12 protein-coding genes are annotated in these 12,523 nt (G+C 40.6%); 10 read left to right on the top strand and 2 right to left on the bottom strand.

The genetic code is table 11. The features are described 5' to 3' along the window. Nucleotides 1-17: 17 nt before the first annotated feature. The 7 genes from ACTWPM_RS01690 to prpB all read left to right on the top strand — a co-directional run bounded on the left by ACTWPM_RS01690 (nucleotide 18) and on the right by prpB (nucleotide 7,875). Nucleotides 18-1,616, top strand: a complete 1,599-nt coding sequence (locus ACTWPM_RS01690; protein ID WP_443131336.1) for an ATP-binding protein — start codon at nucleotides 18-20, stop codon at nucleotides 1,614-1,616. Next, nucleotides 1,613-2,290, top strand: coding sequence for a response regulator (locus tag ACTWPM_RS01685; RefSeq protein ID WP_443131335.1), 678 nt, complete (start codon nucleotides 1,613-1,615; stop codon nucleotides 2,288-2,290). Before ACTWPM_RS01690 ends, ACTWPM_RS01685 begins: the two co-directional genes overlap by 4 nt. Nucleotides 2,291-2,457: 167 nt before the next feature. Further along, nucleotides 2,458-3,471 carry a tripartite tricarboxylate transporter substrate binding protein gene (locus ACTWPM_RS01680; protein ID WP_443131334.1) on the top strand — a complete coding sequence of 338 codons (1,014 nt, stop codon included), beginning with the start codon at nucleotides 2,458-2,460 and terminating at the stop codon, nucleotides 3,469-3,471. Nucleotides 3,472-3,573: 102 nt separating this feature from the next. Continuing rightward, a complete protein-coding gene (locus tag ACTWPM_RS01675) occupies nucleotides 3,574-4,032 on the top strand; it encodes a tripartite tricarboxylate transporter TctB family protein (protein WP_443131333.1) in 459 nt (152 codons plus the stop codon). Nucleotides 4,033-4,048: 16 nt separating this feature from the next. Continuing rightward, on the top strand, nucleotides 4,049-5,557 hold the full coding sequence (locus ACTWPM_RS01670) for a tripartite tricarboxylate transporter permease (RefSeq protein ID WP_443131332.1): 1,509 nt from the start codon (nucleotides 4,049-4,051) through the stop codon (nucleotides 5,555-5,557). An 18-nt stretch (nucleotides 5,558-5,575) separates the two neighbouring features. Next, the gene (locus ACTWPM_RS01665; RefSeq protein WP_443131331.1) at nucleotides 5,576-6,988 is read left to right on the top strand and encodes a bifunctional 2-methylcitrate dehydratase/aconitate hydratase; all 1,413 of its coding nucleotides are present in this window, start codon (nucleotides 5,576-5,578) and stop codon (nucleotides 6,986-6,988) included. A gap of 14 nt (nucleotides 6,989-7,002) precedes the next feature. After that, a complete protein-coding gene (prpB, locus tag ACTWPM_RS01660) occupies nucleotides 7,003-7,875 on the top strand; it encodes a methylisocitrate lyase (RefSeq protein WP_443131330.1) in 873 nt (290 codons plus the stop codon). Nucleotides 7,876-7,919: 44 nt separating this feature from the next. Here prpB and ACTWPM_RS01655 read toward each other — a convergent pair whose 3' ends face one another. Continuing rightward, nucleotides 7,920-8,360 (bottom strand): hypothetical protein, encoded by a 441-nt coding sequence (locus ACTWPM_RS01655; protein ID WP_443131329.1) that lies wholly within the window; start codon nucleotides 8,358-8,360, stop codon nucleotides 7,920-7,922. Between the two features lie 234 nt (nucleotides 8,361-8,594). Between ACTWPM_RS01655 and ACTWPM_RS01650 the strand changes: the two genes are divergently transcribed. Together ACTWPM_RS01650 and ACTWPM_RS01645 are read left to right on the top strand one after the other, a co-directional pair. Then, a complete protein-coding gene (locus ACTWPM_RS01650; protein WP_443131328.1) occupies nucleotides 8,595-10,250 on the top strand; it encodes a glycoside hydrolase family 13 protein in 1,656 nt (551 codons plus the stop codon). Between the two features lie 88 nt (nucleotides 10,251-10,338). Next, the gene (locus ACTWPM_RS01645; RefSeq protein WP_443131327.1) at nucleotides 10,339-11,106 is read left to right on the top strand and encodes a putative hydro-lyase; all 768 of its coding nucleotides are present in this window, start codon (nucleotides 10,339-10,341) and stop codon (nucleotides 11,104-11,106) included. Between the two features lie 207 nt (nucleotides 11,107-11,313). On the opposite strand, the gene ACTWPM_RS01640 is transcribed toward ACTWPM_RS01645, so the two are convergent. Further along, entirely contained in the window at nucleotides 11,314-11,478 is a 165-nt protein-coding gene (locus ACTWPM_RS01640; RefSeq protein ID WP_443131326.1) for a hypothetical protein, read from the bottom strand. A 216-nt stretch (nucleotides 11,479-11,694) separates the two neighbouring features. Here ACTWPM_RS01640 and ACTWPM_RS01635 point away from each other — a divergent pair, with 216 nt between their 5' ends. Then, nucleotides 11,695-12,360 carry an HAD hydrolase-like protein gene (locus ACTWPM_RS01635; protein WP_443131325.1) on the top strand — a complete coding sequence of 222 codons (666 nt, stop codon included), beginning with the start codon at nucleotides 11,695-11,697 and terminating at the stop codon, nucleotides 12,358-12,360. Nucleotides 12,361-12,523 lie beyond the last annotated feature (163 nt).

Here is a 12,523-nt window from a genome sequence, read left to right as displayed (position 1 = left end):
TGAAGGAGTTTTGCAACATGAGCACTCGCTTCCGTGTATCATTGCAAACCAAAATATTAGGATTGGTCCTCACTCTAATTATTGGCATAATTATTATACTGGCCGGCATTTTTGCATTCTGGGAAAAACAGGATACTGAAGAAAAAATGGGTCAGTTGGCGCTCCAAGCTGCCACCACCCTCTCTTTCATGCCTACGATCAAAGAAGCATTTAACCGCGAAGATCCTTCTAAGATCATTCAGCCAATTGCTTTAAGTATTCAGGAAGAAGTAGGAGCAGAATTTGTGGTAGTAGGAAATCAGGATAGCGTAAGGTATGCTCACCCTGATTCTTGGAAGATTGGCGAACGGATGGTCGGTGGTGACAATGCCCGGGCTTTAAAGAGCGGAGAGTATTACATTTCAAAAGCTGAGGGAACATTAGGACCTTCGCTCAGGGGAAAGGCACCCATTATTAGTGAGGATGGAGAAATTATCGGAATCGTTTCCGTAGGTTTCCTGATCAAGGATATTAATTCAGCTATTTGGGCTAAGCTGGCAGATATTGCAGAAATATCAGTAGTGGTTCTTCTTGTAGGAACTGCAGGCAGTTATGTGCTCGCAAGGAGTATCCGAAAAGATACATTGGGGCTTGAACCCTACCAAATATCCTCTTTATACCGTGATCGTGAAGCAGTTCTTTCTTCAGTCAGAGAAGGTATTATCGCGATTGACCACGCTGGAAAAGTGAAGATGATCAATCAATCAGCCATGAAGATTTTGAACATTCAGACAGATACGGAAAACAAACCGATCAATGAAGTTTTTCCCAATACCCAAATGCTGCGAGTTCTGCATTCGGGTTTACAAGAAAAGGACCAAGAAATGATTCTGAAAGATCGAGTGATTATTGTAAATAGAACACCGATCTTAGAAGGTGAAGAAGTCGTTGGAGTCGTAGCTAGTTTTAGAGACAAAACTGAAGTAAGAGAGATGGTTAATGCCTTATCGGAAGTGAAACGTTATTCGGAAGATCTTCGTTCTCAGACCCATGAATTTACTAATAAGATGTATGTGCTTCTGGGGCTTCTCCAGTTAGGAAATTATAAAGAAGCCGTTGATTTGATCGAAAGTGAATTTGAGACCACCCAAAGTCAAAATCGTATACTATCTGATCAAATCGACGACGAAACTGTTCAGGCCATTTTATTAGGAAAAATCAGTAAAGCATCTGAACAGAAAATTAATTTTTCGATTGATCCTGACTCTTCACTGGAGATTATTCCTCCTCATATTAACCGCTCAAAATTGGTAACGATTTTAGGAAATCTTATAGACAATGCGTTTGAAGCGGTGGAAGGACAATCTGTGAAGGAAGTTGACTTCTTTGCAACAGATGTAGGTAATGAAATTGTCTTTGAAGTTACAGATAGTGGACCTGGAATATCAGAATCGGTTATGCCTTATCTATTTATGCGTGGTTTCTCTACTAAACAAGGCGAGCAGCGTGGATTTGGTCTTGCAAATGTGAACGAAATTGTTAAAGAACTTGGCGGCACTTTGGAAATAAGTGAACCTGATACAAATGGTACAATTTTTTCTATTTTCTTGCCTAAGAAAGGAGGAGGGCTGTCATGATTAAGGTAGTGATAGCGGAGGATGATTTTCGAGTTGCCGGGCTTCACGAAAAATTTTTATCAGCCATTGAAGGGGTTCAGGTTGTTGGGAAAGCTCTGAATGCGGAAGAAACAATTAAGGTGCTTCTCGATCAACAGCCTGATTTATTGCTGCTCGATGTCTATATGCCTGATCGTCTAGGCACTGATTTATTACATGAAATTCGAGAAAAGATTCCGTCGGTGGATGTCATCATGATCACAGCGGCTAACGATAAAGGTATGATTGAAAAAGCTCTGAAGTACGGAGTGGTCGATTATATTATTAAGCCTATCTCCATTCAGCGGTTTAACAAAACCATAGAAGATTACAGGAAGAAGAAGAGCATGATCTCAAGTGCTGATACTTTTGACCAAAACATGGTTGATCAATTGATTGGAAATATGGAAGAAGAAAAACCAGAAGTAAGGGAGGTTCCAAAAGGAATCGACCCCCTGACTCTGGATAAGGTGCGTGAAATGCTCATCACTTCACCAGAAGGAATGACTGCTGAACAAGCAAGTCATCAAATGGGTGCTTCTAAAACCACCGCAAGAAGATATTTAGAATATTTAATTTCAATAGAAGAAGGCAGTGCAGAAATGCGCTACGGAAAAGTGGGGAGACCTGAAAGAAAATACTATTTACAATCATAGAAATGAAACCACCGGAAATCGGTGGTTTATTTTTTTGTGTGAATTTTATTTGGTTTATTCATCTTACGTTGTTAAAACAGGTTATTTTGAAAACGGTTACATTTTTGTAACAGTCTTATATTATGAACGTAATGAAAGAACAATTCACTTCAAAGGGGAGAAACATTATGAAGAAATTATGGATGTTGGTGGCTTTATTATTATTAGCTATAACCACAGCTTGCGGTGGAGGAGATCAAAGTTCAAGCGCAGATGGAGAATCAGGCGAGGATGGAAATTGGCAGCCTGATAAGAATATAGAAATCGTCGCTCCAAGTGGTGCAGGCGGTGGCTGGGATACGACAGCGCGAAGTGTAGGTAAAATCATGGAAGATGAAGGGATTGTAGAACAGAGTGTTGGGGTGGTAAACAAGCCTGGCGGAGGCGGAGCTGTGGGATGGTCTTATATTAATAGTACGAATAATCCTCACAATATATTTGTATCATCACCACCTTTGATTTTTGTACCGTTAAACGGACAATCTGATCTAACTTATGAGGATTTTACTCCTCTATCTAATATGATTGCAGACTATGGAGCGTTTGCTGTAGCCAAGGATGCAAAGTGGGACAACTTAAATGAACTGTTTGAAGATATGAAAGAAGATCCTTCCAGTGTAACTGTCGTTGGGGCTTCATCTCCAGGTTCTATGGACCATATGCAGTTTGTAAAAATTGCCAAAGCTGCCGGAGTAGATATTAAAGGAATAAAATATGTTTCTGCTCAGGATGGAGGGGCCTTAACCCAGGTGTTAAATGGAAGCGCAGATGTTTATTCAACAGGTGTAGCGGAGACGATCGAACAGGTAAGGGCAGATAAAATAAAAGTTCTTGGAGTTACATCTGAGGAGAGGTTAGATGGGGAAGTGCTATCTCAATTCCCTACGGCTAAAGAACAAGGGATTGACGCAACCTTTGTAAACTGGAGAGGTTTTTTCGGACCGAAAGATATGGATGAATCAGCTGTTACTTACTATGAAGAGAAGTTTAAAGCGGTAAGCGAAACGGAGGCATTTGCCAATATCCGTGATCAGTACGGGTGGGATGAAATGTATATGGATAGTGAAGAGTATCAGAAGTTTTTGAAAGAACAAACGGACGAACTTGGTTCACTATTAGAAGAACTTGGTCTCGGGCAGTAAGCTAAACAGCTTTATATAAGGTGAAGAACCTGATCTAGATTTAATTCATTAAGATCAGGTTCTTATCTTATCATTTCAAAATATTTTTTGAAGGTGATAACCGTGCTTAAAACAATGAACCAAAAAATTAGTATTTTTCTTATTTTATTTGCCTCCGGATATTTGTATTTAACTTACAACTTAAAGGAATACCCTTATGTTCCTGTTGATTCCGATCTAGTTCCCAAATTACTGGGATACTTGCTGATTGGACTAGCTGTTTTATTGTTCTTTGATAAGTCTTCAGAGACCACAGAAGAAAAGGAAAAGCGTAAAGTGCCTGGTAAAGAGCTCCTTGTGCTGCTCGCGGTGGGGGTCATGATACTTGCCTATATTTTTCTTTTGGAAATCTTAGGATTTCTACTAGCGACCGCAATATTTGTATTCTTTTGTTCTTGGTTCCTCGGTTACAAGAAATGGAAAAGTAATCTATTAGTTTCTCTGATTTTTCCTTCTGTACTTTACTATTTATTTAATTATTTACTTCAAATTCGATTACCTCAAGGAATATTACCATTTTAAAAGGTGTTGGTGAGATATGGGTGCATTAGATGGTTTGATGCAAGGTTTCCAAGTAGCATTTAGTTTACAAGGTATTTTGTTTGTCCTCATTGGTGTAGTTACCGGTACGTTAATTGGAATGATGCCCGGCCTTGGGCCTATCAGTGCCATTGCTATCATGATTCCAGTCACTTATGGAATGAATCCATCTTCCGCATTGGTTATGATGGCGGGAGTCTATTATGGAGCTGTATTTGGAGGATCTACCTCCTCCATTCTATTAAACGCCCCTGGGATTTCCGGGACGGTGGCTACGTCTTTTGATGGTTATCCGATGGCACAGAGAGGGGAAGCGGGTAAAGCATTAGCTATTGCAGCTATTTCCTCCTTTGTCGGTGGAACGGTGTCTGTCGTGCTGCTAATGTTATTTGCTCCGGCGTTAGCTCAGGTGGCTGTTTCCTTTGGACCACCGCAATATTTTGCATTGATGTTCCTCGGGTTAACGGCAATTTCAAGTCTTTCAGAAGGCTCAACAGTAAAAGCGTTAATATCAGCCACGGTGGGTTTTATTGTTGCGACAATTGGAATAGATGCCCAAACAGGTACCAACCGCTTTACTTTTAACAACCCCAACTTGATGGAAGGAGTCGACTTTCTTGTCATCGCTTTAGGTCTTTTTGCGCTGGCGGAAGTGTGTTTCCTTGTGAAAAACCGTAAAGATCAATCTCTCAGCAAACAAGGGGACATCGGTAACTTAAGGTTGAGTAAACAGGATTTCAAAGAAATGAAAGGCCCTATGACCCGTCAGTCTTTCTTAGGATTCGTGTTAGGAGTTCTTCCTGGAGCGGGGGCTACAATAGCATCATTTATAGGTTATATTACTGAAAAAAGAATTGCGAAGAAACCTGAAGAGTTCGGTAAAGGAGCGATCAAAGGGGTTGCGGCTCCAGAAACAGCGAATAATGCGGCTACCAGTGGTGCGTTTGTTCCATTATTAAGCCTGGGGATTCCTGGTTCAGGCACAACAGCTGTCATGCTTGGTGCCTTCCTGGTACTTGATATTCAGCCTGGGCCTTTACTTGTTACAGATCGTCCCGATGTATTCTGGGGGATCATAGCCAGTATGTATATAGGGAATGTATTTCTATTAATCTTAAACTTGCCTTTAATTCCTTACATTGCAAAAATTTTAAAGATCTCAAGACCAATGCTTATTTCCTTAGTTATTATTTTCAGTTTAATAGGCGTATATTCGATTAGCTTTAGTACCTTTGATTTATATTTGCTGCTTTTATTTGGTTTGCTAGGTTACTTAATGCGTTTGTTTTCGTTCCCGGCAGCCCCGTTCATCCTTGCCTTCATTTTGGGTGGAATGATGGAGCAAGCCTTCAGGCAGGCGCTTACAGCATCTGGGGGAAGTCTGATGGTCTTAATTGAAGATCCTGTTTCTATTGCCCTGCTGTCCATCAGTGTGCTTTCTTTCATTGTACCCATTATTCGAAATCGTGTACGCCAGAGAGCAGAACATGACGGCACTGAACAATAGGGGAGGAGTTCTAAGAATATGTACGATAAGGTGATTGAAAAAATAGCAGAATATGTGATCGAAGAACAATCTTTTAGCGATGAAGCCTGGAAAAATGCGCGATATGTTCTTATGGATTCCATGGCTTGCGCTGGCTTAGCATTAAACTATCCGGCATGCACAAAGCATCTTGGACCATTGGTGCCAGGGGTTCAAACACCTCATGGATCACGAGTTCCAGGAACATTGCATGAATTAGATCCTGTTCAAGGCGCTTTTAATATCGGACTTTTAATTCGTTGGCTGGACTATAATGACACGTGGCTTGCAGAAGAGTGGGGACATCCTTCTGATAATTTAGGGGGAATATTAGCAGTCGCTGATTATTTGGCCAGAAAAAATGAGGCTGAAGGAAGAAAACCCTTTTACATGAACGATGTACTGTACAGGATGATTCAAGCCCATGAAATTCAGGGTGTACTTGCTTTAAGCAACAGTATGAACCGAAATGGAATTGATCATGTTTTATTTGTGAAAATTGCTACTGCTGCGGTCACTGCAGCTATGTTAGATGGGTCGAAAGAACAAGTAATGAACTCTGTAAGTAATGCGTGGATCGATAATGGGAGTTTACGGACTTATCGACATTTTCCAAATACGGGTTCTAGAAAATCCTGGGCTGCAGGTGATGCGACGAGTAGAGGTGTACGTCTGAGTTTAATGGCGCTTAAAGGTGAGATGGGCTATCCGACTGCGCTGACAGCGGAAAAATGGGGATTTGAGGATGTCATAATGGGAGGTAAAGCAATTACCCTATCTCAACCATTAAACGACTATGTGATGGAGAATGTTTTATTTAAGATATCCTATCCTGCTGAATTTCATGCCCAAACGGCAGCTGAATGCGCGATAAAACTATACCCTAAAGTAAGAGGGAGAGCCTCGGAGATTCAAGAAATCCTAATCGAGACTCAAGAATCAGCTAAAAGGATTATTGATAAAAAGGGAAATTTAAATAATCCTGCAGATCGTGATCATTGTATTCAATATATTACGGCTGTTGGTTTATTATTTGGCAAACTGGAAGCGGAGCATTATGAAGATCATTTTTCTGCAGAGCACCCAGAAATCGACCAACTACGTAATAAAATGAAAGTTGTGGAAGACACTGATTTCACAGAAGAATATTTTCATCCTGAAAAACGTTCAATAGCTAACAGAGTCACCATTCGTTTCTCAGAAGGAAATCAAAGGGAACAGGAAGAAGTACGTTATCCTATCGGTCATCGCCAGCGTAGAGAGGAAGGATATCCTTTAATAAAGAAGAAATTTGAAAACAATATGATAGCGCTATTTCCTGAAGAAAGAATCCAACATCTTTTGCAACTTCATAATGCTGATAATCTATTCTCTATCAAAGTGAAGGATTATATGGGAGCTTTTGTACCTTAGGAGGTCTTTAATTAATGAGTTGGTTATTAGATGAAAAAATATCCCATGAATATTTATGTCAGTCGTTTCGAGAGCAAATGAAATCAAAAAAAATCATGCGGCTTGTAGGGGCTCATCATGGACTAGCTGGTATGATGGCTAAGAAGTCTGGGTTCACCTCCCTTTATTTATCTGGGGGAGCTTTATCTGCAAGTAAGGGTCTACCAGACATTGGATTAATTACGCATGAAGAATTAGTGGAAAAAGCTAAAGAACTGATTAACGCTGCAAATCTTCCATTACTGGTGGACATTGATACAGGCTATGGAGAAGCTTTCAATGTAGTAAGATTAGTGCAGGATCTAGTAAAGGCTCGAGTAGCTGCGGTGCAATTGGAGGATCAGGTTTTTCCTAAGAAATGTGGGCATTTGGATGGCAAGAGTTTAGTCCCTAAAGAGGAAATGGTGGAAAAGATAGAGCTTATTAAGAAAGCTGCTCCCGATATAGTAATTGTAGCCCGCACAGACGCATTGGCAGTAACTAGTAGAGAAGATGCGGTGGAAAGAGCCGAAGCTTACATAGAAGCAGGCGCTGAGTGCGTATTTCCTGAAGCTGTTGAGACAGAGGAAGATATGGAAGATCTTGCTCACCGCCTTCAAGTGCCGCTTTTATACAATATGACAGAGTTTGGGAAAACCCCTTATAAGACTAGTGAAGAGATAGAGAAGCTGGGATTCTCGTTGGTCATTTACCCTGTTACATCATTACGAGTGGCTCTTAAAGCAATCGAACAAATTTATGAAACGATTTATCATGATGGTACTCAGGAAAGTATGCTTGATCGAATGCAGACGCGAGAGGAACTATATGAACTAATTGACTACCATAAATATGAAAATTTTAAATGAGAAAAAAGAAGAAGAGCTTCATAAACTGCGGCTCTTCCTCTTTTTTAATCCATATCGATATCTTCTTCCGTGACTACGTACAACCTATCTGTTTGGAAAGTTTTGAATTCTTTTAGATATTCACTATGGTAATGTATTTTCTGCTCAATTACCTTACCTAGTTTATCTTCTCGATCAGCTTCCTCAAGTGCATCCCTGGACCCTAGTCTACTTGCAAGGTGGTCAAGAAAAACATCTTCTTCAGGTGTCTGGATTTTTTTCTTTAATTGAGTTTCAAAATCATCAGTAAGTACGTATTTCCTGGATTCTTCATCATAACTTACCAGATTTTCAAGTCCAAAATCTTTGGCGTACGAGAGAATATACTGCGTTAAATCTTCATAGTTGCTCAAGTGATCATGCTTTTTAGCTTCTACTGTACGATTGGTTATGTAAGTCATTTCCATTAGTAACTGAAATTGTTCTTGTGTAAATTTCATGTCCATTCTCAATTTCTCCCTTCAATACAGCCTACTAATATCCTATCAAACTCCAGCATATTTAAAAGGTCTAAATTAAATTTTATTCTAATATTCCAAAACCTACCACCTCAGGTCATCCATTTTCTGGATGACCTGAGGTGGAATTTTTTGGATAAGTATATGTTAGAATGTAATGGTTTTCAGGTAGGCGTGGTTAGGGAAAGAGATATAAAACTAGAGAAAAGCAGGTGAAGAGGTATGACAAACTATACGCACGATTGGTGGAAGAAAAGTGTCGTCTATCAAATTTATCCCAAAAGTTTTAATGATACGAACGGGGACGGCATCGGTGATATTCCCGGAATCATAGAGAAACTCGATTATTTAAAAGAGCTTGGTATCGATGTAATCTGGCTGTCACCCGTTTACGATTCGCCTCAGGAAGATAACGGCTATGATATTCGCAATTATCGTCAAGTGGATGATCTATTTGGATCGATGGAAGATTTGGAACAACTACTCGAAGAAGTACATCAACGGGACATGAAACTAGTGATGGATCTGGTGGTTAACCATACTTCCGATGAGCATCCCTGGTTTGTGGAATCTACCAAAAGCAAAGACAACCCTTACCGCGATTACTACATATGGAAGGATGGCAAAGAAAACGGAGAGCCTCCAACTAACTGGAATTCCGTTTTTGGAGGTCCGGCCTGGCAGTATGATGAGCAGACTGGGCAGTACTACCTTCATATTTTTGCTAAAAAACAACCGGACTTGAATTGGGAGAATCCCAAACTCCGGGAAGAGGTTTATGACATGATGAAGTTCTGGCTGGATAAAGGCATGGACGGATTCCGGATGGATGTTATCAATTTCATTTCGAAAGATACATCTTATCCAGATGGTTTGGATGGAGATGGAAGCCCCTACTTCATGAATGGACCGAGAATTCATGAATTTTTACAGGAAATGAACAAGGAAGTGCTGTCTCACTACGATGTGATGACTGTGGGAGAGATGCCGGGAGCTTCGCCGGAGGATGCCAGACAATATACGGATCCCGAAAATGAGGAGCTGAATATGATTTTCACCTTTGAGCATATGGATTTGGATTCAGAAGGAGATAAGTGGAATTTAAAACCTCTTAATCTAGTAGAACTCAAGGAAAACTTTGAAAAATGGCAGACGAAGCTGCACGGAACGGGTTGGAATAGTTTGTACTGGAATAATCACGATCAGCCGCGTATCGTGTCCCGCTTTGGAGATGATGAGAATTACCGGGAGAAATCGGCAAAGATGCTAGCGATCTGTCTGCATATGATGCAGGGAACACCGTATATTTATCAGGGAGAAGAAATTGGTATGACAAATGCCCGCTTTGAAAATCTCGAGGATTACCAGGATATTGAGCTGCTTAATATGTATGAGGAAAAGAAAGCGGAAGGCTGGTCCCACGAAGAGCTTATGGAAGCTATTTACGTTAAAGGCAGAGATAACGCACGGACTCCGATGCAATGGAACGATCAGCAGCACGCTGGTTTTACCAGAGGAACGCCGTGGCTTCAGGTGAACCCTGCCTATTCAGAGATCAATGCAGAAGCCGCTCTTAAAGATGAAAATTCGATCTATTATTTCTATCAGCAGCTGATCCAGCTGAGAAAAGAAAAAGATATCATCACGGATGGAAACTTTGAATTGTTGATGCGTGAAGATCCGGTGGTATTTGCCTATAAACGAACGAATGGAAATGAGACTCTCTTAGTCCTGTGTAACTTCTCTGATCAGCAAGCAGGGGTTGCCGAGGAGCTCATCCAGACCATACAGGCAGGTTCGGTAGTCATCTCTAATGATAATGAACAAAAGAACCGGGGAGTTTTGGCACCATACGAAGGCGTTGTTTATTCGGTGTAACTTAAAGGGAAAAGCTGAAGGACAAGCTATCGATATTAAGAAAATCCCTCATGCGTTATTCTTGAACTCTAAAAGAGAGGTGCTGTTCATGAAGCCAGTAGAAGAGAGACTTCTGTTTCGTAAAGAAGAAAAGACAGGGACTACTTCCGGATTATGTGAAAAATACGTTCAAACTAATTTAGTTACACTGCCGAAAGAGTATGCTTTTGATTTTCTCCTCTTTTGTATCAGAAATCCAAAGCCTTGTCCTTTAGTGGAAGTACTGGAAGCCGGCCAGACCGTACCTGAAATTGCTGATGCGGATATACGTACGGATCTGCCTCGTTATCGTATTTACCGTAATGGTGAATTCACAGAAGAAGTACTGAATTTATCGGAAGTTTGGCAGGATGATTTCGTAACTTTCCTTATCGGATGCAGTTTTACTTTTGAAACAGCCTTGGTCACGGGAGGCATCCCGATGCTTCATCAGGACCAAGAGAAAGTGGTCCCTATGTTTAATACGAATATTCCATTAGAGAAAGCTGGCAGGTTTGAAGGAGATATGGTGGTCAGTATGAGAGCGATACCCAATAATCTGATGGATGAAGCTTTGGAAATTTCCGAACGATTCGGTCAGGCTCATGGGAGTCCAGTTCACGCCGGACATCCGAAGGACATAGGCATCGCTGATCTTCAAAAGCCTGATTATGGAGAGCCAGTTGATTTTGATCCTGCTTCTTCAACCCCTGTATTTTGGGCATGCGGGGTCACTCCTCAAAATGCAGCACTTCAGGCGAAGCCTTCAATAATGATTACCCATGCACCTGGTCATATGCTTATTACAGATCAATTGGATCCTAATTACGACAGTTAACCAGAAGACTCGTTCGAAATGAACGAGTCTTCTGGTGTATTAATTGCCACTATACTATGTATATCCTTTATACTTACGGGATACAGATCAATTTGAAGAAATGTGATTAAGCGGCTGTAGAATACGAGGTGAAAGATATTCAAATGGTTAAATGTAGCTGACAGTTGATAAGCATCAGACCAGCCTAAATTAACGGACGCGCAGCTACTAATTATTTTCAATAGCAATCGTTGTAATCACGCAGAAAATAAATCCAAGAAGCATGAGGTTAATAACAATATCGTATGATCGCTGCATTTGTAAAAAGAACCCTGTTATCAAGGCAGCTACACCTAGTAATCTTAGGATCTGTAGAATAGTGTTTGTTTTCATAATAGCACTCCTGCAAGTTACTGAACTTTATAATCCATACCCTCATCCAATATTGAAAAAACTGTAATTTAGCGTCCTTATGTATGAGATTAGATGTCCAGCTTAAATGAGAAGGAGTCGATAGAAACATAGTCTATTACTCTTAAAACGTTAAGGATGAAGAAGCACTCCACCAGTAACCACAAAAAAGCTACTATGAATAAAGGAGAAAAGATCATGACACAGTCCCTAATTTTTGATATGGATGGAACCCTGTTTCAAACCGACAAAATTTTAGAGTTATCTTTGGAAGATACGTTTGATCAACTTAGATCACAAAATAAATGGAATGACGTCACTCCCATAGATCAATACCGAGAGATTATGGGAGTACCGCTCCCGGAAGTATGGGCGGCCCTTTTACCTAATCATTCTAAAGAAGTAAGGGAAGAAGCCAATGCCTATTTTCTCGAACGTTTGATAGATAATATTAAGGCAGGCAAGGGGGCTTTATATCCTCATGTAGAAGAAGTTTTCCGTTATTTAAAAGAAAATCAGTGTTCGATTTACATAGCAAGTAATGGGTTAACCCAGTATTTAAAAGCCATTGTTGACTATTACCAATTGGATCAATGGGTGACGGAAACGTTCAGTATTCAACAGATCCATACGCTCGATAAAGCAGATTTAATCAAAATCATCATGAAAAAATATAATATTAATAAGGGAGCCGTCGTTGGAGACCGTCTTTCCGATTTCCGTGCAGCTAAAGAAAATGGGCTGGAATCTATTGGGTGCCGGTTTGATTTTGCCCGGGAAGAAGAACTTTCTCAAGCGGATCAAGTCATAGATGATTTGATTGAACTACAAAGCATTGGTGCTCAAATGAAACACAACTTTTGAACTACCCCCACTTACTCGCTGACGCTCCTTGAAGTTGGGGATTCCTAAGAGCACGAACCTAACGGTTCGTTCAAATGATTAGGCTAGCCCCGTCGCACCGACGGTTGAAAGGAGTCGTTGAACTTCCTTTAGTATATTGAAACTCGCATTTAGATCGCGGTCG

This window comes from Halobacillus sp. K22 (genome assembly GCF_052246795.1).
In the GTDB taxonomy this organism is placed as follows: Bacteria; Bacillota; Bacilli; order Bacillales; family Halobacillaceae; genus Halobacillus.
This window is presented reverse-complemented; position numbering and strand designations above follow the sequence as displayed.